Genomic DNA, 18,542 nt, shown 5'->3' on the forward strand with positions numbered 1-18,542 from the left:
CTGCGGCACTTCCCTCAGAAGTCCGTGGCCGGCGACTTGTCGGCGTAATCGGTACGTTGAGACGCGGAGTTGGCGTAGTGCTCTTCGGCGGCGACGGCGCGGGTCGCGTCCAGCCGGGCGGGGCGGTAGTACGAACTCCCCCGCCGCCAGTACCGGATCATCGGCACCAGACCGGCGGCGAGGCCCCCGATGCCGATCGCGATCGAGGCCGCGCTCAGCTCGCTCAGCGCCTCGACGAAAATCCAGAACATGAACAACGCCCCGAGCAGCGGCCACAGGCCGCCGAGAACGAAGTCGCGTACGGATGTCAGCAGCATTCCGCGGTACGCGACGACGGCGGCGATGCCCGCGAGCCCGTAGTAGAACGCGATCTGCAGGCCGATGGCGGCGACCGCGGCGGACAGCACATCGCCGATCGAGCCGAGCGCGGTGGAGGCGACGAACATCGCGAGCGCCACCGCGCCGACGACGGCGACCGCGACCCAGGGGGTGTTCCACCGGCGGTGCACGGTGCCGAGCGCGGCGGGCATCGTACGGTCCCGGCCCATCGCGAAGAGCGACCGCGTGACCTGGATCAGGGTGGTCTCCAACGTGGCGACTGTGGACAGCAGCACGGCCACCACCAGCAGTTTCCCGCCGACGCCGGGCCAGACCGCATCGCCGAGCAGGCCGAGGACGTTGGCGCCGTCGGCCTTGATCTCCGAGGCGGTCAGGAGCACGTTCACCGCGATCGTGAAGGCCTCGAAGAGGAGGAAGACGACTCCTACGCCGACGAGCGCGGCGAGTCCGGCGGTGCGGCGGCTGTCGCGCGTCTCCTCGCTGAGGTTGCTGGTGACGTCCCAGCCCCAGTAGTAGAAGGCGGCGACCAGCGCGCCGGAGGCGAATCCCGCCGGTCCGTCGAAGTGCGAGAAGCCGAACCAGGACCAGTCGAAGGCGGCGGCGGATCCGTTGTGCAGCAGGGCGGCGAGGATGAAGGCCAGCAGGATCAGCAGTTCGACGCCCGACATGAGGAGCTGCGCCCGTACGGTCAGCCGCGCCCCGCCGAGTACGACGAGCAGCATCGTCAGAAACCAGGCGGTGCCGACGGCCGTCGCGAGGAAGGTGTTCTCGGCGAGCGCGGGGTCGAAGAGCGCGAGCGTCATCGCACCGGCCGGCAGCGAACCGGCCACCATGAAGATCGTCGCGGAGACCACCAGCGCCCAGCCGGACAGAAAACCGAGGAAGGGATGGAGAGTACGACCCACCCAGGAGTAGCTGGCGCCCGCGTTGACATCGATCCGGCCGAGTCTGCTGAAGGCCAGGACGATGCCGAGCATGGGTATCGCGCAGTAGAGCAGCGCGGCGGGTCCGGCGAGGCCGACTGATGCGACGAGTACGGCGGTGGTGGCCGCGATGGAGTAGGCGGGAGCGCTGCCTGCGATTGCCATCACGATGGTGTCGAACGTGCCGAGGACATTGGGCTGAAGCCCTCTGCCGGAGCTGTTGCGCATGGGATTCTCCGAACGCCCTTGTGCTGAATGCCCGTGTGCCGCACGACATATGTCGGCATCTCAGAAACGAACGCCCGCTGCGGAGCAAAGGCCTCCGTAAAGGGGGAACGAGCGCATCGTAGTCGGATGCGCGTCGGCCGGGTGAGGGGGTGGGGCTGACCCCGCCCCGGGTCCGCTCTGGATCTGCGGCGCGGGCGGAAAGAATCGTAGAGTCGGGGTATGGCTGCAGAGGTTTCGGACGAGGGGACCGTACGGATCGACGCATGGATCTGGTCGGTCCGGCTCACAAAGACCCGCTCGCAGGCGGCATCGGCCTGCCGGGCCGGACATGTCCGTGTGAACGGCGAACGGGTCAAGCCGGCGCATGCGCTGCGGGCGGGGGACCAGGTGCGGGTGTTCCACGCGGGCCGTGAACGCCTGGTGGTCGTCTCCAAGATCGTCCGCAAACGGGTGGGCCCCACGGTGGCGGTGGAGTGCTACGTGGACAACAGCCCGCCGCCGCCCCCACGGGAATTCACGGCGCCGGTGGCGGTCAGGGAACGGGGGGCGGGCCGCCCGACGAAGAGGGACAGGCGGGAGCTGGAGCGCCTCCAGCGCGCGAACCTGACGGGACCTGACGGGACCTGACGGGACGCGGCGGTGCGGTCCGGCCAGCCCGGCGGGTGGGGCTATCCGGGGCTGGTCGCTCCCTCGGACGGGTCTGATCCTCCTCGGTTGGGTGACCCGCCGGGCGCGACGGCTCGCGGGCGGGAACGCTGCACCCCGGAGGTGAGCCATGGAACGCCGGGATGCGGACGTGTGCGTGGTAGGTGCGGGTTTCGCGGGTCTGGCCGCCGCGCGGCAGCTGGCACAGGCCGGTCGCGAGGTGGTGGTGCTCGAGGCCCGGGACCGGGTCGGCGGGCGGGTGTGGAACCGCGAGCTGCCCGAGGGCCCGGTGGTCTCGGCGGGCGGCTCCTGGCTGGGCAAGGGCCAGGAGCGGATGTTCGACCTCTGCCGGGAGGTCGGCCTGGAGGTGTACCCGCAGTACGAGCAGGGTGATCAGATCCTGCGCCTGGACGGCGTCAATCACCGCTACCGGGGGCTGATCCCCAAGATCGGACCGGCGGCGGTCGCCTCCCTCGGCGTGGCGTTCATGCGCCTGGACAGGATGGCGCGGCGGCTCCCGGCCGACGCCCCCTGGCAGGCAAAAGGCGCCCGGGCACTGGACGCCGGCACGCTCGAGCAGTGGCTCTCCCACCCGCTCAACCTGCCATCGGAGACGGCCCGCACCCTGGCCAGGGCCTCGATGAACCTGGTGTTCTGTGCCGACCCGGCGGAAGTCTCGCTGCTGGGGGCGCTGGTCCTGGCCCGGGGCGGCGGCGGCTTCACCTATTACACCGACAGCCGGAAGACCGAGACCCACCTGGTGGACGGCGGGGCGCCGGAGCTGGCCCGCCGGATGGCCAAGCGTCTGGGGGAGTCGGTACATCTGTCCTGCCCGGTCCGGCAGATCACGCACAACGGGACGGACGTGCAGGTCCGCTGCGAAGCGCTCACCGTGCGGGCGGGGCGGGTGATCGTGGCGACGCCGCCCCTGCTGGCCGGCCGGATCGCCTTCGATCCGCCGCTGCCCGCCGACCACAGCCACCTCCTGCAACGGGTGGTGCCCGGGGCGGTCATCCGGGTGCACACGATCTACCCCGAGCCGTTCTGGCGGGAGCAGCGCCTGTCGGGTCAGACGCTGGCGCCCCGGTCTCCCGTCCCGGTCACCATCGACCAGACGCCGCGCTCGGGACGGCCGGGGGTACTCAGCAGCTTCGCGTTCGGCCCCGGCGCCCTGGAGATGGGCCGCTTGGAGGCCAAGGAGCGGCGGGACGTATGGCTGAACGCGCTCGCCGAGCGGTTCGGCCCGCAGGCTCACTCCCCAAGCGGCTACCTGGAAACCGACTGGTCCGCCGAACCGTGGTCGCTGGGCGGGATGGTGGGCCACTTCCCGCCCGGGGTCCTGACCAACTACGGCCCGGCACTGCGCCGGCCGGTGGGCCGGATCCACTGGGCGAGCACCGAGACGGCGACGCTGATGCACGGGCTGATGGAAGGGGCTGTGCGCTCGGGCGAGCGGGCCGCCCGCGAGGTGCTGGCAGCCCTGTGATCGGCCACGCCCGCTGTGACAGCCGTGGCTCCCGATACGCCTGGTGGGTCTGCCCCCGGTCGCCGCGAACACCCCCGCCACTCTGACCGCCCGGTCGCCGCGAACACCCCCGCCACTCCGACCGCCCGGGTGATCCCGAACGACCCCCTCACCCCGGGCTGTCCGGGGAGGCGATCGACCTTGCCGCCAGTACCTCCTGGCGCAGGGGGGCCAGCACCCCCTCCTCGTCCCCCTCCAGCTCCGCCCGTACTTCCACCAGCACCTCGCTCGCCCGCAGCCCCTCCGCCAGCTCCCGCAGCTGCTGCTCGATCGCCGCCACCTCCGCCCGCGCCGGGGGTGCCGCGCCGTGGTCGACCCGGACCCTCGCCGCGGTCGTCGCGTCCACGACGCGTTCGACGGCGACGACCAGCGGCCACCACGCCGCCGCCCGCGTACCCGTCGGCGGCGGTTCGGTCAGGGCCCGCTGGAACTCCAACCGGACCGACGAGAGGTCGCGGTAGATCCGGCGCCGCCTTCGCACCCGCTCCCCCTGGTCCTCCGCCTCCGCGCCGAACGCGCTCGCCACATATCGCGCCGCGTCCTCCACCGCGGTCGCCAGCCGGTCGCCGATCCGGGTGTGCCAGCTCTCCGGCCAGAGCAGATAGCCCGCGACCAGTGCGATCGCGCAGCCGATGAGGCTGTCCACCAGACGCGACGGGACCAGGCCGAGGCCCTGGTGGCTGAGGATGTCGGAGAGCAGCAGGATCACCGGGGTGATCGCCGCCGTCTGGAAGGCGTACCCCTTCGCGGAGAACGCGGGGATGAGCGCCGCGAGGAGCATCATCACCGGCACGTCCCACCAGCCGCGCGGCACCTGCGCGAGCACCGCCGCCGCGACGACCAGCCCCGCCGCCGTGCCCAGTGCCCGCAGCACCGCGCGGGAGAAGACCGAGCCGAAGTCCGGCTTGAGGACGAAGGTGACGGTGAGCGCGACCCAGTACGAGCGCTGCACCGGCACCAGCGACACCAGCGACTGCGCGAGGCCGATGCACAGCGCGAGCCGCAGCCCGTAGCGCCAGGAGGGCTCGGAGAACAGCGCGCTTCGGGTCGCACGCCGGGCCCGGATGCTCAGTGCCGCCGGCCGGCCGAGCCGGTCGTCGACGTTGTCGGGGTCGGGCTCGGCACTGTGCACGACCACAGCGGCGTGCCGCAGCGCACTCTCCACGGCGCGGTCGGCGGGACCCTCCGGCTCCGGCAGCACCAGATCGGGCACGTCGCCGCGGCCGCTCTGGTCGACCACGTCTGCCAAGTCCCGTACGGCGGCGGCGATTTCGGGCTGCCGGGAGGCCCGCCCGTGCAGATGCGCGGCCGCGGCCGCCTCAACGAGCGGGATGAGCACATTGAGCTGTGAGAGCAGCCGTACGAGCGGGCTGCGCCGCCCATGGTCGCGGGCCCGCAGGGCGAGGATCAGGTCGTAGGAGGTGTTGAGGGACTGCGTGACGGCCTGGCGTTTGTCGTCGTACGCCGCCGTGCCCGCGGCCCCCAGCAGATCGGCGACACTGCGATACGTCTCCGCGACCGCGGTCCGCTCCGCTGTCCGCCCGCGCAACGGCCAGGCCAGCAGCGTCAGCACGAGGACGAAAAGCCCGCCGAGCGTGAGCAGCAGCGGCGCCCTCCACCACGGTTCCGGCATCGGAAGGCCCGCGCCCACCACCGCGTTGAGCAGGAGCAGCAGCCCGCCCACGGAGGCCACCGCGCCGATCGACGAGATCATCCCGGAGACCAGGGCGACGAAGGTCAGCGCGGCGACCGCGAGCCAGCCCTCCCCGTACACGAGGGTGCCGAGCGTGACGCCGACCGCGCCGAAGAGCTGCGGGACCGCGATATTGAAGATCCGCATGCGGTACGCGTCGGCGGTGTCGCCGATGACGCCCGACAGCGCGCCCATCGACACGAGTGCCCCGTACTGGGGCTGCCCGGCGGCCAGCCCCACCGCGAGCGGTGCGGCCAGCGCGACGGCAGCGCGGGCGCAGGCCGCCCAAGGGACGGGCGCGGTCTGCGGCCGCAGGCCCTTGAGCAGCCACTCCGGCGGGGACAGCCGTCCCGCTCGTGTCCCTGATCCGGAGGAATTCCCGCCCACGTCTTCGCCCATGGTCATCAACAGACCTCGAAGTCGCCCTCCGGCGCAACTCCCCCGCGGGACGGCAGCGCGGGGCGGTCAGCCCAGGTAGCCCTCGACTTCGTCGGCGGGCTGCACCCTCGCCGTGTTCGGGTCCTCCCCGAACTCCGCCTTGGCGCGCCTGCGGCGCAGCAGGTCCCAGCACTGGTCGAGCTGGACCTCGAGGGCGCGCAGCCGCGCGAGTTCGTCGGAGTCGAGGCCGTGCTGCTGGGAAGACCGCTCCCGCAGTGCGCGTTCCTCGGCGACGAGATCGTTGATGCTGCCGATTATCTGATCGTTGTCCATGACACCTGCTCTCGGAGTACGCGGAGTACGAACGCGGCGTACAAACCCAGCGTACGAAGTCGGAGTACGAAGACCGTCCTGCCGCGTGCCCCGCCCGCCCGGTTCTGCGCGAGCGCGTCCGGCGCGTTGTCCAGCGGGTACTCGGCGTCCACCGGAACATCGGGGGAGCCGTCCGCGGCCGCCGCCAGGGTGTCCAGCAGGGCGGACGAGGCCTTGAGACGGAGGTCGACGCCCGTCGGCGGCTCGCCGGTCGAACGGGTTCAGCGCCGCGTACTCGGCCTTCACCAGCACCTCGCCGGCACCGGGCTCCGGTTCGGGGACCTCGGTCAGTCCGGACTCGGCCCTGAACGCCTCGACAGCGACGGCGCGCATCCGGAACGCCTCCCGATGGACGGCCCCCCGCTCTGGCCACCTCGACCCCACTCTTACCCGGGCGGGCGGTCAGCGCACGTCGTGCAGTTCGAGTTCGACCAGCAGCGACCGGTGGTCGGTGTCCGCCAGATCCAGGAAGCGTGCCCCGCGCACCGAGAAGTCCTCGCTGATCAGTACGTGGTCGATCTGGGCACCCAGCGGCCGGCGTGCCATGGCAGGCCAGGACGGCGTGCGGGCCGCGCCCGCGAGGGTGGCGCTGTCGCGCAGATCGCCCGCGTCGAGCAGCCGGCGGAATGCGGCGTGGTCCTGGGTGGCGTTGAAGTCGCCGGCGATGACGGTCGGCCGCCCCTTGGTTCCGGCGGCGTACGCACGCATCAGGCCGAGCTCCCGCTGCCAGTCGTCCACCCCGCCGGGGATGGGCGGCAGAGGGTGCGCGAGCTGCAGATTCACCGGGCGTTCGCCGACCATGGCGACCGCGCCCGGCATCGCGAGCGTGGCCTCGATCCCCGGGGCCGAGCGCAGCGGATGCTTGCTGAGTACGGCCGAGCCGGAGGCCGAGTAGCCCTCGACGACATTGCGGTACGGGTAGTCGCCGCGGGGGATGCGCGCCGCGAGCGCGTCCGAGCAGGTGTGGTCGCATTCCTGGACGAAGACCAGGTCGGGCTGCTCACGGCGGATGGCGGCGAGCAGCCCCTCGGTGGCGTTGCCGAACTCGACGTTCGATGTGAGTACTTCGAGGCGGGCGACGACCCGGCCGGGCGGCTCGTCGGTGAGCCCGGTGTCGTACGGCCTGACGTACCACCCGGTGACGGCGAGCACCGCGAGGGCACAGACCATGCCGGTGCGCCACCGCGCGAGGAGAGCCAGCAGCAGGGCCGTCCCGGCGGGCAGCAGGAGCCAGGGCAGGAACGCCAGCAGCTGGGGGACGGGCGTGATGCCATCGGTGTCCGCAACCCGGCAGGCGGCGACCACGCCGGGCACGATGAGCAGCAGGCCGGCCAGCCAGGCGGCGGCGCGGCGGCCGCCCGACGGGCGAAGGGGGGCGTCCTGCGCGGGGGCCGGGGCCGCCGTCGAGATGGCGCTGTCCATACCGGCCTCCTAGCCGCGGGATGTCGGTGGATGTTCGTAAGAAGTCTGTAGGGGATGAGGACGTCAGTCCCGGTGAGTTTGTTGCGTCTGCGGAGCGTACGCACGGAGCGCGCCGATCAGCAGCTCGAGTCCGAAGGTGAACTCCGCCTCGTGGTCGATCACCGCCAGCCTGGGCGCCAGCTTGGCCACCGCCCCGAACCCCGAACCCTCCAGACGCGCTCTGCGCTCTTGCACCGCCGACTCCTCCTCCCCCTTGAAGGCGGGGGAGTGGAACTCCCGTAGCAGGGAACCGACCTGGAAGGAGATGAGCAGCCGCAGGGCGTGGACGGCGGCGGCCTCGTCGAAGCCATGGTCGAGCAGGACGGTGAGGGAGCAGTTGATCGTCGGGAGCGCGTGGGGGGAGGAGAGCTGGCGGGTGAGGACCAGTTCGCAGGCCCGCGGGTGACGCAGCGAAGCCCGCCTGAATCCGTGCGCGACCGAGCGGATGCCGTCCTCCCAGCCGCCCTCGGTGTGCCTGGGCAGCTGCATGTCCTTGGTGATGAACTCCGTGACCCCGTCGAGGACGTCCGCCTTGCCGTCCACATGGTTGTACAGCGACATCGCCTGGACGCCGAGGGCGGCGGCGAGGCGGCGCATGGAGAGGGCGTCCACGCCCTCCTCGTCGATGACCCGGAGGGCGGCACCGACGATCCGCTCGCGGGACAGCGGGGTGCGGGTGTCGGACATGGACGGCTCCAGTTTTCGCCGGACTCTTCTCGTCGTACTCCTTGACGGCTTACAGCGTAAGTGCTTCCCTCTGTCTCGCTTACACCGTAAGTGAAACGTGTGAGCAACTCGCATCAACTGGCCTGGAGGGCCCGGCAGATGACGAAGGAAAAGCGCGAAGTTCCATTCCCCCAGCACCTGGAGAGCGAGAACCGGCACGACTTCGACGGCAGGGAACCGGGCTTGCCGCGGCAGGTGGATGACGTGGCGTCAGCCGAGTCCGGCCTGCCGCGCACGCACTCGCGCTTCAACACCGCGACGATCCTCGCCCAACCGGGTCCGGTCCCGTCCCTCCCCTTCCCCACCCACCCCGCGTAAGCCGGAGCACGCATGACTGTGCCCACAATCCACCACCTCGACTGCGCCCCGATGCACCCGGTCGGCGGCGCCCCGCTGGTCGCCCACTGCCTGCTGGTTGTCACCGGCAGCGGACTGGTCCTCGTCGACACGGGCCTGGGCGCCGCGGACGTCCGGGACCCGCGGCGGCTCGGGGCGTTCTTCCGGCGGACCATGCGGCCGACGCTGGATCTGGCCCGTACGGCGGCTTATCAGATCCGGGCGCTCGGTTATGACCCCTACGACGTCCAGGACATCGTGCTGACCCACCTCGACCTGGACCACGCGGGCGGTCTGGCCGACTTCCCGGACGCGCGGGTCCATGTGATGGCGGACGAGTACCGCGCGGCGATGCGCCGCGACACCCGCCTCGACGCCGGCCGCTATGTCACCGCGCAGTGGGCTCACGGCCCGCGCTGGATCGTCCACGACACGGCGGACTCCAACTGGCACGGCTTCGCCGCGGCCCGGGTCCTGCGTTTCCCCGACATTCTGCTGGTCCCCCTGCCGGGCCACACCCGCGGTCACTGCGGGGTGGCTGTCCAACAGCCGGACCGCTGGCTGCTGCACGCGGGCGACGCGTACTTCTTCCACGGCGAAATGGACCTGCGCCGCCCCCGCTGCCCCCGCCCGCTGGCGCTCCACCAGCGCCTCACGGCGGACAACCACGGCCAGCGGATGACGCAGGTGGAACGGCTGCGGGAGCTGCGCCGGGCGGACCCGAGGCTGATCCGGATCTTCTCGTCCCACGACGCGCATGAGTTCGCGCAGTTCAGCGAGGAAAGGGTCGGTCCTCTGCGGTGACCTCGTGGCGGGGTGGGGGGCTCGCCGGTTCCGGCCGCTCCCGCGCCCCGCCCGGCCGCCCCGCCGGCCACGCGCCGGCCGCCAGGACAAGGCCCGCCCCCAGGACCCACCAGGCCGTTGTGCGCAGCGTCGCCGTCAGGGCGTCGTACACCGCGCCCGCCGCCGCGCGGTCCAGGTCCGGGGGGAGGTCGTCGAGGGCGAGGCCGCGGCCGAGTGTGACCGCGATGCGCAGCAGCACACCGCCCACTGCGAGCGCGATGCCGAGTCCGATCAGGGCGCGGGCGATGAGGGCACGGCGGGGGCGGCCCCTTCGGACGGCCAGGAGCACCGCGGCCGCCGCCACCAGCAGGGTCGTGACCGGCAGCCACACCCCCGCGATCCGCAGGCCGTCGAAAATCTCGCGTGCGACGCCGAGCTTGTCGGATTCCAGGATCGTGATCCGGGTCCGCTCGACCGGGATCTGGTCCGCGAACGGCAGCCCCTCCGCGCTGAGCTGCTGTTTCACCTCCTCGATCACTGGTGCCAGATCCATGTTGACCGAATTCCCGGTGTCGCTGGTCAGCGCCTGCTCGACGGCGGTGTGGGCGGCCCTGTTGACCGTGTTCCACGCGTTCTTGTAGGAGTCGGTGCCGGAGAAGGAGATCACGGCCTCGTACAGCAGATTCCGTACGCCCTCCTGGAAGGGACCGACGTCGATCTTCTGCATGACCTCGTCGGTGATCCGTACGGCGACCGTGTTGCGCACCGCGGGGTCCGACGCGAGGGGCGCCATCGCGGCGACGTAGCCGTCCGTGTCGCCGATCTCCCGGTCGGCCCAGACCGCGAGCGCGCTCAGCGGCGTCAGAACGGCCACGAGGACGATCAGTACCGCCGACACCGCTGAGAGGAAGCTCCGCACTCCTCAAGGGAACGTGGCCCGCGGGCCGGGCGCGAGCGCTGCTCCGCCGACCGGGCGTGCTCTGGAAGAGCCGTGTTCCGACTTGCCAGGCGGTCGGTGCGGGTGTGCCCTGAAAAGGGGGACGAGGGAAGGAGTTCTCGGCCATGGCACACGCAGCGGTGCCGGTAGGGCACCACGGTTCCCGCGCTTCTCGCGCCTGGGCAGTGCCCCTCACCCTGGGCGTGGCCTACGGCTTCTACGCGGGGTTCCTCCGCCGCACCGGCCGCGACGTCAACTGGGGCGATGTCCTCTTCGGCGTCGTCTGCGGCGTCATCGTCGCGGCTCTCGCCTTCGCGCTGGGCCGGATCCAGCAGTCACTGTCGCACGAGCTGCGGGCCGCCGCGTACGCAACGCTGTTCGGCGGGGCCATGGGCTATCTGTACAGCCAGACCGGGGAGAGCGTGCTCAAGTCGTGCGGCATGGGATTGATCCTCGGCGGGGCGATGTTCGTCTCCGCGTTCTACGTCTTCCACACCAGGGAGTAGTGCTGCCGGACTCCTCAGCGCGCGGCCGCCAGATCCGATCCGGCGGCCGCGCGTCGCGGTCTCGCGCCCCGCACCCCTGGTCCTGGAAACTTGGGGGACCCTGCGCTCCACCGATGACTTCACCCGACCGCCCGAGTCAATCCCTGGACCGTCCAGCAGGGCTCCCAGAAGGATCAGAAGGAACTGACGATGAGTACAGATCTGGCAATCGAGACCACGGGCCTGGTGAAAGTCTTCGGTGAGAACCGGGCCGTCGACGGCGTCGACCTCAGCGTGCCCGCGGGCATGGTCTACGGCCTCCTCGGCCCGAACGGCGCCGGAAAGACGACCACGGTACGGATGCTCGCCACGCTGCTGCGGCCGGACGGCGGCCAGGCCCGGGTCTTCGGCAAGGACGTGCGGAAGGATGCCGACGCCGTCCGCAGCAGGGTCAGCCTCACCGGTCAGTACGCCTCGGTGGACGAGGATCTCACCGGCGCCGAGAACCTGGTGCTGCTCGGCAGGCTGCTCGGCCACTCCAAGCCGGCCGCGCGGGAGCGTGCCGCGCAGCTGCTCGACGCCTTCGGGCTCTCGGAGGCGGCCGAGAAGCAGGTGAAGAACTACTCGGGCGGCATGCGGCGCCGCATCGACATCGCCGCGTCCATCCTGAACACCCCGGATCTGCTCTTCCTGGACGAGCCGACCACCGGCCTCGACCCGCGCAGCCGCAATCAGGTCTGGGACATCGTGCGGGCGGTCGTCGCGCAGGGCACGACGGTGCTGCTGACCACGCAGTATCTGGACGAGGCGGACCAGCTCGCGTCCCGTATCGCCGTGATCGACCACGGCAAGGTGATCGCGGAGGGCACCAAGGGTGAGCTGAAGGCCTCGGTCGGGTCCGGCGCCGTACATCTGCGGCTGCGTGATCCGGGCCGGCGGCCGGAGGCCGAGCGGGTGCTCGCTGCGGCGCTCGGCGCCGATGTGCTGCTGGACCCCGATCCGGTCGCGCTCACCGCCCGGGTCAACGGCCATGGCACCGAGCAGGGCGCGGCCGAGCAGGCCGCGCGGGCGCTGGCCGAGCTGGCCCGCTCCGGAATCACGGTGGACAACTTCGCGCTGGGCCAGCCCAGCCTGGACGAGGTCTTTCTGGCACTGACCGACAAGAACGACAAGAACGACAAGAACGACAAGAAAGGGACGGCGGTATGAGCACCGCGACCACCACCAAGTCCACCAAGGACATGGCCGATCTCGTCCTCGAAGCGCCCAGGGCGGAGGATCTCGCGGCGCTGCTGGTGAGCAAGGACCGCCCGCCGCGGCCCAGCGCGCTCTCCGCGTCCTTCACCTTCGGCTGGCGCGCCATGCTCAAGATCAAGCATGTGCCGGAGCAGCTCTTCGACGTGACGGCGTTCCCGATCATGATGGTTCTGATGTACACGTACCTCTTCGGAGGGGCGCTGGCCGGCTCGGTCTCGGCGTACATCCAGTTCCTGCTCCCCGGCATCCTCACCATGAGCGTCGTGATGATCACGATGTACACGGGCGTCGCGGTCAACACCGACATCACCAAGGGCGTCTTCGACCGGTTCCGTACGCTGCCGATCTGGCGGCCGGCGCCGATGGTCGGGTATCTGCTCGGCGATGTGGTCCGCTACTTCATCGCCTCCGTGGTGATGCTGGGCGTCGGCATGATCATCGGCTACCGCCCGCACGGCGGGCCGCTGGGCGTGGTCCTCGGAATCGCGCTGCTGATGGTCTTCTCGTTCGCCTTCTCCTGGATCTGGACGATGTTCGGCCTGCTGCTGCGCACCGAGAAGTCGGTGATGGGCGTCAGCATGATGGTGATCTTCCCGCTGACCTTCCTGAGCAATGTCTTCGTCGACCCGAAGACCATGCCGGGCTGGCTGCAGGCCTTTGTCAACAACAGCCCGGTGACCCATGTGGCCACGGCGGTGAGGGAGTTGATGGTGGGCAACTGGCCGACCGCCGACATCGCCTGGTCGCTGGGGTGGGCCGGACTGCTGGTACTGGTCTTCGGCTCGGTGACGATGCGGCTCTACAACCGCAAGTGAGCGGTGCGGTGCGCGAGGCTGAGCGGTCAGGGCGCCCCCGGCTGGTCCGGAGGCGCTCCTGACCGGCTGCCTCGGTCTTCGCCTCGAAGGAGGCCCGGCGCCGGGCCCGTGTACGACCGGTGCCCTAGGCGATACGGGCTGCGGGCACCAAGCCGTCGGCCTCGACGGCCCGGCCCGCGCCGACGCCCCCGCCGGTCATCAGTCCCGCGAGCTCACCGCCCGCGCGCTCGATCCGGACCGGCAGCGTGTCGGTGAGCGCGTCACCGGTACCGCCCCAGTCCTCCGACGCCGCGTACACCGCCGTCGGCACGACCAGCGCCCGCAGATACGCGAAAAGCGGACGCAGCGCGTGCTCCAGCACCAGCGAGTGCCGGGCCGTGCCGCCGGTCGCCGCGATCAGCACCGGCTTCCCGGCGAGCGCGTCGGGCTCGATCAGGTCGAAGAAGGACTTGAACAGCCCGCTGTACGAGGCCGTGAAGACCGGCGTGACCGCGATCAGGCCGTCCGCCTCCGTCACCGCCTCGATCGCCTCGCCGAGTGCCGGCGCCGGAAAGCCGGTCACCAGGTGGTTGGCGATCTGCACAGCGAGCTCGCGCAGTTCGACGACCCGTACCTGCACGTCCGTGTCGGTGGCCCGCTCGTCGGCCCGCTCGACGAGCCGGCTGCGTACGGACTGGGCCAGCCGGTCGGCCAGCAGCCGGGTCGACGAGGGCACGCTCAGTCCGGCCGATACGGCCACCAGCTTCAGCGTCCGCATGGTCATGCCTCCTTCGTACGTGCGGTGACGGCGGGGTGCAGCGGCGCGGTCTCCGGCACACCGGCGGGCCGCAGGCGGGCGAACTCCTTGCGCAGGACGGGCACGACCTCCTCACCGAGGATGTCGAGCTGCTCCAGCACGGTCTGCAGGGGCAGTCCCGCGTGGTCCATCAGGAAGAGCTGGCGCTGGTAGTCGCCGACGGCCTCGCGGAAGCCGAGGGTGCGCTCGATGACTTCCTGCGGGGACCCGACCGTCAGCGGGGTCTGCTCGGTGAAGTCCTCCAGGGAGGGGCCGTGTCCGTAGACGGGCGCGTTGTCGAAGTAGGGCCGGAACTCCGCGATCGCGTCCTGCGAGTTCTTGCGCATGAACACCTGCCCGCCGAGGCCGACGATGGCCTGCTCGGGCGTGCCGTGGCCGTAGTGGGCGTAGCGCTCGCGGTAGAGCTCGACCATCTTCCTGGTGTGTGACATGGGCCAGAAGATGTTGTTGTGGAAGAAGCCGTCGCCGTAGTACGCGGCCTGTTCGGCGATCTCGGTGGAGCGGATGGAGCCGTGCCAGACGAACGGCGGTACGCCGTCCAGCGGCCGCGGCGTGGCGGTGAAGCTCTGCAGCGGGGTGCGGAACTTGCCCTCCCAGTCCACTACGTCCTCGCGCCACAGCTTGTGCAGCAGGGCGTAGTTCTCGATGGCGAGCGGTATGCCGTGGCGGATGTCCTTGCCGAACCAGGGGTAGACCGGCCCGGTGTTGCCGCGGCCCATCATCAGGTCGACGCGGCCCTCGGCAAGGTGCTGCAGGACGGCGTAGTCCTCGGCGATCTTCACCGGGTCGTTGGTGGTGATCAGCGTGGTCGAGGTGGACAGGATCAGGTTCTCGGTGCGCGCCGCGATGTGCCCGAGGAGCGTCGTCGGCGACGAGGGGACGAAGGGCGGGTTGTGGTGCTCGCCGGTCGCGAAGACATCGAGTCCGACCTCCTCGGCCTTGAGAGCGATGGCGACTGTCGCCTTGATGCGCTCGTGCTCGGTCGGCGTACGGCCCGTCGTCGGATCGGTTGTCACATCGCCGACCGTGAAGATGCCGAACTGCATGGAGGCCACCTTTCGGGGAGGGATCGAAATCCTGTTTGGTTGAATCTTGAACCAAACTCTACAACCGAGACCCCGGCCGCCCTATTCCGGGTCCTCGTCCCCTTGTGCGGGACGAGGGCCCGTGACGCATGTACGGACCGGCTGGAGGCAGCCGGCTGGGTCCCGCTAGCCCATTCCCGCGGCGTTCGCGAACAGCTGGCGGAAGGCGTCCGCCGACTCCGTGCCCGACCGCCCGAAGGGTGCGTCGAAGTCCCAGACCAGGAAGAGCAGAAACGCGATCAGGGCGCTGAAGAGACCGGCCAGCAACAGCTCCCTGGGGGTGCGGCCGATCTGCAGCGTGAAGATCAGGCCGACCGTCACCAGTGCCCCGGTGATCAGGCCGAACCACACGACCCCCGGCAGCGTCTCCCCGGCGTTCTGCGCCCGCGCGTTGCGCGCGTCGTCGGCGACGGCGACCTGGTCGAGCATGGGCTGGTACGCCTGCGTCTGAAGCTCGCCCGCCGGTGTCCGGTGTGCGATGTGCGCGCGCAGGTCGCCGAGCAGTTCCGCTCCCCGCCCGGAGAGCTCGTTGCGGTCGATCATCCTCGGCCACTCCTGGTGGACGACGTGGGAGACGTAACGGTCGATGTCAGTGCGGAGCTGCTCCTGGAAGCCGGCGGGGTAGACCGCGGCTCGCTGGGTGACCTCGTGCAGCGCCTGCGCCTCGCGGCGTACATCGTCCTGCGCGGCGCTGCGCGCCTCCCAGACGCCGGCGATGGCCAGGCCGAGCACGATCGCGTACACGACGCCGACCATCATCGTCATGTACTCGAGGACGTCGGGGGTCTCGGGAGCGTCGTCTTCCTCCTTCGCCCCGGCCCTGCTCAGCCGGTACTGCCTGAACAGGGTGATGACGAGGACGACGGCACAGGCGGCGGCCATCGCGACGGCCAGGACCAGCCATTCCGACATGAGGGTTCTCCGAATGGGGTGCGGGGAGAGCGGCGAGGGTGTGGATCAGGCGCGGCCGCGCCCGGCGGCGGACCGCGAGCGGGGTCGCAGCAGCGCCGCGGCGAGCACGGCCGGGGTGGTGGTGACCAGCATCAGGACCACGAGGGGAGTCCCCTCGTCCTTCGGCTTCCCGGTCGCGCGGCGGTAGTTGCGTACGGCGACGACGTGCCGCCGCTCGGGCCCCGGATCGGCCACGGGTGCGGGGGGCGTCTCGGGAGCCGGCTCGGGGGCCTTGTCCGCAGGGGGCTCCGGGGCGGCCTGCGGGGGCGGCGGCTGGGTCCGTTCGGCAGGTGGTGCGGCCGGCGCCGTCGGCGCGGCCGGTGTGGGAGGCGCGGAAGGAGGCGGCGGCGTGGGGGGAGGCGGCGTCGGAGTGCCGGGCGGCGTGGGAGCCGGCGGCTCGGGCTGTGCGGGCGGCGGTGGTGGTGTCGGCGTTGGCGTTGGCGGCGGGGCCGGAGCCGGCCTGCAGTCCTCGAAATGGACCGACACCGACACCGACGCGGACACCGTCACGGACACCGATGCCCCGACCCCCTGTGAGCCGAGAATCGCCGCGACCCCAAGTGCGCTCAACTGCTCCCATCCCGCCACATGGCCACGCTATGGGCACATGACCTGGGCGGAGGGCCGATATCACCCGTACGACTGATCAGCACACTTGTCGGACAGGCGACGGCAGAGACTGGAGAACTGTTTTGCACCTTGTTGCATAATCGCTTCGGGGCGGCTACAACTGGACCGTCGACCCCTGCCCGAGGAGGCGCCCCGATGAGCCCGACCCCGTACCCGCATCTGCTGAGCCCGCTCGACCTCGGGTTCACCACCCTGCCCAACCGGGTCCTCATGGGCTCCATGCACGTCGGCCTCGAAGAGGCTGAGCGCGGCTTCGAGCGGATGGCCGCCTTCTACGCCGCGCGCGCCCGCGGCGGCGTCGGCCTGATCGTCACGGGCGGCATCGCCCCCAACGACCGTGGCCGGCCGTACGAGGGCGGCGCCAAGCTCACCACCGAGGCCGAGGCGGAAGGCCACCGGACCGTCACCGCCGCCGTGCACGCCGAGGGCGGCAGGATCGCGATGCAGATCCTGCACTTCGGCCGGTACGCGTACCACGCGGACCTCGTCGCGCCGAGCGCCATCCAGGCCCCCATCAGCCCGTTCGTACCGCACGCCCTGACCGACGCCGAGGTCGAGGAGACCATCGACGACTTCGTACGGGCCGCGCAGCTGGCGAAGTCCGCCGGGTACGACGGCGTCGAGATCATGGGCTCCGAGGGCTACTTCATCAACGAGTTCATCGCGAGCGCCACCAACCACCGCACCGACCGCTGGGGCGGCTCGTACGAGAACCGGATCCGGCTCCCGCTGGAGATCGTCCGCCGCACTCGCGAGCGGCTCGGCCCGGACTTCATCCTGATCTACCGGCTGTCCATGCTGGACCTGATGCCCGGCGGCTCCTCGCTGGAGGAGGTGATCACGCTCGCCAAGGAGATCGAGGCGGCCGGCGCGACGATCATCAACACCGGGATCGGCTGGCACGAGGCCCGTATTCCCACCATCGCGACGTCGGTGCCGCGCGCCGCGTACACCTGGGTGACGAAGAAGCTGATGGGCTCCGTTTCCGTGCCCCTGGTGACCAGCAACCGCATCAACACCCCCGAGATCGCTGAGCAGTTGCTCGCCGAGGGGCGCGCGGACATGGTGTCGCTGGCCCGCCCCTTCCTCGCCGACCCCGACTTCGTCGCCAAGGCGAAGGCGGACCGCGCGGAGACCATCAACACCTGCATCGGCTGCAACCAGGCCTGCCTGGACCACACCTTCAGCGGGAAGATCACCTCCTGCCTGGTCAACCCGCGGGCCTGCCACGAGACCGAGCTGGTCCTCTCGCCGACCCGGCGGCGCAAGCACGTCGCGGTGATCGGAGCGGGTCCGGCGGGGCTCGCCTGCGCGGTCTCGGCCGCCGAGCGCGGCCACGAGGTCACGCTCTTCGACGCGGCGGACGAGATCGGCGGGCAGCTGAACGTCGCCAAGCGGATCCCGGGCAAGGAGGAGTTCAACGAGACGCTGCGCTACTTCCGTACGCAGCTCGAACTGCACGGTGTCCAGGTGCGTCTCGGCGCCCGCGTCACCGCCGAAGACCTCTCATCTGCCACGTACGACGAGATCGTCGTCGCCACCGGGGTCACGCCCAGGACCCCCGAGATCCCGGGCGTCGACCACCCGAGCGTCGTCAGCTACCTCGATGTCCTGCGCGACGGGGCGCCGGTCGGCGAGCGGGTCGCGGTGATCGGCGCGGGCGGCATCGGCTTCGACGTCGCGGAGTTCCTGACGGACGGCGGCGAGGGCGCGAGCCTGGACGCGGCGACATACTTCCGGCAGTGGGGCGTCGACATGGACTACAGCGCCCCCGGCGGCCTGACCGCCCCCGAGCGCCCGAAGCCGCCGCGTACCGTCCACCTTCTCCAGCGCAGGACGAGCAAGGTCGGCGCGGGCCTGGGCAAGACGACGGGGTGGATCCACCGTACGGAGCTCAAGCACCGCGGGGTGACGATGACGGCCGGGGCGACGTACGAGCGGATCGACGACGAGGGCCTGCATCTGAGTGTCGACGGGGCGAGCAGGGTCCTGCCCGTCGACACGGTCGTGCTGTGCACCGGGCAGGAGCCGCAGCGCGGGCTGTACGACGAGCTGAGCGCCGCGGGCCTGCCGGTGCATCTGATCGGCGGGGCGGATGTGGCGGCGGAACTGGACGCGAAGCGGGCGATCGACCAGGGCACGCGCCTCGCGGCGACGCTCTGATGCCTCCTGCCTAG

Annotated in this window: 18 protein-coding genes; 8 read left to right on the forward strand and 10 right to left on the reverse strand. The window is 71.0% G+C overall.

Annotation, left to right across the window (positions count from 1 at the left end; genetic code table 11):
* Positions 1-14: 14 nt before the first annotated feature.
* Positions 15-1,490 (reverse strand): APC family permease, encoded by a 1,476-nt coding sequence (locus J7E87_RS24470; RefSeq protein WP_215096673.1) that lies wholly within the window; start codon positions 1,488-1,490, stop codon positions 15-17.
* A gap of 219 nt (positions 1,491-1,709) precedes the next feature.
* Between J7E87_RS24470 and J7E87_RS24475 the strand changes: the two genes are divergently transcribed.
* Positions 1,710-2,117 (forward strand): RNA-binding S4 domain-containing protein, encoded by a 408-nt coding sequence (locus J7E87_RS24475; RefSeq protein ID WP_215096674.1) that lies wholly within the window; start codon positions 1,710-1,712, stop codon positions 2,115-2,117.
* Between the two features lie 148 nt (positions 2,118-2,265).
* Complete coding sequence (locus J7E87_RS24480; protein WP_215096675.1) at positions 2,266-3,621, forward strand: FAD-dependent oxidoreductase; 1,356 nt, start codon at positions 2,266-2,268, stop codon at positions 3,619-3,621.
* 148 nt (positions 3,622-3,769) lie between these two features.
* Here the strand turns inward: J7E87_RS24480 and J7E87_RS24485 are convergent, their stop codons facing one another.
* The 4 genes from J7E87_RS24485 to J7E87_RS24500 all read right to left on the reverse strand — a co-directional run bounded on the left by J7E87_RS24485 (position 3,770) and on the right by J7E87_RS24500 (position 8,251).
* The gene (locus tag J7E87_RS24485; RefSeq protein ID WP_215096676.1) at positions 3,770-5,752 is read right to left on the reverse strand and encodes an FUSC family protein; all 1,983 of its coding nucleotides are present in this window, start codon (positions 5,750-5,752) and stop codon (positions 3,770-3,772) included.
* A 66-nt stretch (positions 5,753-5,818) separates the two neighbouring features.
* A complete protein-coding gene (locus J7E87_RS24490) occupies positions 5,819-6,064 on the reverse strand; it encodes a DUF2630 family protein (protein WP_215096677.1) in 246 nt (81 codons plus the stop codon).
* Between the two features lie 441 nt (positions 6,065-6,505).
* Entirely contained in the window at positions 6,506-7,525 is a 1,020-nt protein-coding gene (locus tag J7E87_RS24495) for an endonuclease/exonuclease/phosphatase family protein (protein WP_215096678.1), read from the reverse strand.
* Positions 7,526-7,588: 63 nt separating this feature from the next.
* On the reverse strand, positions 7,589-8,251 hold the full coding sequence (locus J7E87_RS24500; RefSeq protein WP_251017948.1) for a TetR/AcrR family transcriptional regulator C-terminal domain-containing protein: 663 nt from the start codon (positions 8,249-8,251) through the stop codon (positions 7,589-7,591).
* A gap of 138 nt (positions 8,252-8,389) precedes the next feature.
* Here J7E87_RS24500 and J7E87_RS24505 point away from each other — a divergent pair, with 138 nt between their 5' ends.
* Positions 8,390-8,608 (forward strand): hypothetical protein, encoded by a 219-nt coding sequence (locus tag J7E87_RS24505; RefSeq protein ID WP_215096679.1) that lies wholly within the window; start codon positions 8,390-8,392, stop codon positions 8,606-8,608.
* Positions 8,609-8,620: 12 nt separating this feature from the next.
* Positions 8,621-9,430 carry an MBL fold metallo-hydrolase gene (locus J7E87_RS24510; RefSeq protein WP_215096680.1) on the forward strand — a complete coding sequence of 270 codons (810 nt, stop codon included), beginning with the start codon at positions 8,621-8,623 and terminating at the stop codon, positions 9,428-9,430.
* On the opposite strand, the gene J7E87_RS24515 is transcribed toward J7E87_RS24510, so the two are convergent.
* Positions 9,399-10,328, reverse strand: coding sequence for a hypothetical protein (locus J7E87_RS24515; protein WP_308313060.1), 930 nt, complete (start codon positions 10,326-10,328; stop codon positions 9,399-9,401). The genes J7E87_RS24510 and J7E87_RS24515 overlap by 32 nt on opposite strands.
* Positions 10,329-10,471: 143 nt before the next feature.
* On the opposite strand from J7E87_RS24515, the gene J7E87_RS24520 reads away from it, so the two are divergent.
* The 3 genes from J7E87_RS24520 (at position 10,472) to J7E87_RS24530 (ending at position 12,903) form a co-directional block, all read left to right on the forward strand.
* Positions 10,472-10,852 carry a hypothetical protein gene (locus J7E87_RS24520; RefSeq protein ID WP_215096681.1) on the forward strand — a complete coding sequence of 127 codons (381 nt, stop codon included), beginning with the start codon at positions 10,472-10,474 and terminating at the stop codon, positions 10,850-10,852.
* Positions 10,853-11,041: 189 nt separating this feature from the next.
* Positions 11,042-12,040 (forward strand): ATP-binding cassette domain-containing protein, encoded by a 999-nt coding sequence (locus J7E87_RS24525; protein ID WP_215096682.1) that lies wholly within the window; start codon positions 11,042-11,044, stop codon positions 12,038-12,040.
* On the forward strand, positions 12,037-12,903 hold the full coding sequence (locus J7E87_RS24530; RefSeq protein ID WP_215096683.1) for an ABC transporter permease: 867 nt from the start codon (positions 12,037-12,039) through the stop codon (positions 12,901-12,903). Before J7E87_RS24525 ends, J7E87_RS24530 begins: the two co-directional genes overlap by 4 nt.
* Positions 12,904-13,027: 124 nt before the next feature.
* Here the strand turns inward: J7E87_RS24530 and J7E87_RS24535 are convergent, their stop codons facing one another.
* The 4 genes from J7E87_RS24535 to J7E87_RS24550 form a co-directional block, all read right to left on the reverse strand.
* Positions 13,028-13,660 carry an FMN reductase gene (locus J7E87_RS24535; protein WP_215096839.1) on the reverse strand — a complete coding sequence of 211 codons (633 nt, stop codon included), beginning with the start codon at positions 13,658-13,660 and terminating at the stop codon, positions 13,028-13,030.
* A 2-nt stretch (positions 13,661-13,662) separates the two neighbouring features.
* A complete protein-coding gene (locus J7E87_RS24540) occupies positions 13,663-14,745 on the reverse strand; it encodes an LLM class flavin-dependent oxidoreductase (RefSeq protein ID WP_215096684.1) in 1,083 nt (360 codons plus the stop codon).
* A 165-nt stretch (positions 14,746-14,910) separates the two neighbouring features.
* The gene (locus J7E87_RS24545) at positions 14,911-15,696 is read right to left on the reverse strand and encodes a DUF4239 domain-containing protein (protein WP_215096685.1); all 786 of its coding nucleotides are present in this window, start codon (positions 15,694-15,696) and stop codon (positions 14,911-14,913) included.
* A gap of 45 nt (positions 15,697-15,741) precedes the next feature.
* Positions 15,742-15,930 carry a hypothetical protein gene (locus tag J7E87_RS24550; RefSeq protein WP_215096686.1) on the reverse strand — a complete coding sequence of 63 codons (189 nt, stop codon included), beginning with the start codon at positions 15,928-15,930 and terminating at the stop codon, positions 15,742-15,744.
* A 570-nt stretch (positions 15,931-16,500) separates the two neighbouring features.
* On the opposite strand from J7E87_RS24550, the gene J7E87_RS24555 reads away from it, so the two are divergent.
* Positions 16,501-18,528: an NADPH-dependent 2,4-dienoyl-CoA reductase gene (locus J7E87_RS24555; protein ID WP_215096687.1), complete on the forward strand. Its 2,028-nt coding sequence runs from the start codon at positions 16,501-16,503 to the stop codon at positions 18,526-18,528.
* The last annotated feature ends 14 nt before the right edge of the window (positions 18,529-18,542 follow it).

The sequence above is a fragment of the Streptomyces sp. ISL-1 genome, from assembly GCF_018614585.1.
In the GTDB taxonomy this organism is placed as follows: Bacteria; Actinomycetota; Actinomycetes; order Streptomycetales; family Streptomycetaceae; genus Streptomyces; species Streptomyces maoxianensis.

What these genes read in the sequence shown, in the direction of transcription:
- J7E87_RS24475 (WP_215096674.1), top strand. Translation starts at nt 1,710, where the DNA reads ATGGCTGCAGAGGTTTCGGACGAGGGGACCGTACGGATCGACGCATGG.
- J7E87_RS24540 (WP_215096684.1), bottom strand. Translation starts at nt 14,745, where the DNA reads ATGCAGTTCGGCATCTTCACGGTCGGCGATGTGACAACCGATCCGACG.
- J7E87_RS24495 (WP_215096678.1), bottom strand. Translation starts at nt 7,525, where the DNA reads ATGGACAGCGCCATCTCGACGGCGGCCCCGGCCCCCGCGCAGGACGCC.
- J7E87_RS24500 (WP_251017948.1), bottom strand. Translation starts at nt 8,251, where the DNA reads ATGTCCGACACCCGCACCCCGCTGTCCCGCGAGCGGATCGTCGGTGCC.
- J7E87_RS24505 (WP_215096679.1), top strand. Translation starts at nt 8,390, where the DNA reads ATGACGAAGGAAAAGCGCGAAGTTCCATTCCCCCAGCACCTGGAGAGC.
- J7E87_RS24555 (WP_215096687.1), top strand. Translation starts at nt 16,501, where the DNA reads ATGAGCCCGACCCCGTACCCGCATCTGCTGAGCCCGCTCGACCTCGGG.
- J7E87_RS24470 (WP_215096673.1), bottom strand. Translation starts at nt 1,490, where the DNA reads ATGCGCAACAGCTCCGGCAGAGGGCTTCAGCCCAATGTCCTCGGCACG.
- J7E87_RS24480 (WP_215096675.1), top strand. Translation starts at nt 2,266, where the DNA reads ATGGAACGCCGGGATGCGGACGTGTGCGTGGTAGGTGCGGGTTTCGCG.
- J7E87_RS24530 (WP_215096683.1), top strand. Translation starts at nt 12,037, where the DNA reads ATGAGCACCGCGACCACCACCAAGTCCACCAAGGACATGGCCGATCTC.
- J7E87_RS24490 (WP_215096677.1), bottom strand. Translation starts at nt 6,064, where the DNA reads ATGGACAACGATCAGATAATCGGCAGCATCAACGATCTCGTCGCCGAG.
- J7E87_RS24485 (WP_215096676.1), bottom strand. Translation starts at nt 5,752, where the DNA reads ATGGGCGAAGACGTGGGCGGGAATTCCTCCGGATCAGGGACACGAGCG.
- J7E87_RS24535 (WP_215096839.1), bottom strand. Translation starts at nt 13,660, where the DNA reads ATGCGGACGCTGAAGCTGGTGGCCGTATCGGCCGGACTGAGCGTGCCC.
- J7E87_RS24545 (WP_215096685.1), bottom strand. Translation starts at nt 15,696, where the DNA reads ATGTCGGAATGGCTGGTCCTGGCCGTCGCGATGGCCGCCGCCTGTGCC.
- J7E87_RS24520 (WP_215096681.1), top strand. Translation starts at nt 10,472, where the DNA reads ATGGCACACGCAGCGGTGCCGGTAGGGCACCACGGTTCCCGCGCTTCT.
- J7E87_RS24510 (WP_215096680.1), top strand. Translation starts at nt 8,621, where the DNA reads ATGACTGTGCCCACAATCCACCACCTCGACTGCGCCCCGATGCACCCG.
- J7E87_RS24525 (WP_215096682.1), top strand. Translation starts at nt 11,042, where the DNA reads ATGAGTACAGATCTGGCAATCGAGACCACGGGCCTGGTGAAAGTCTTC.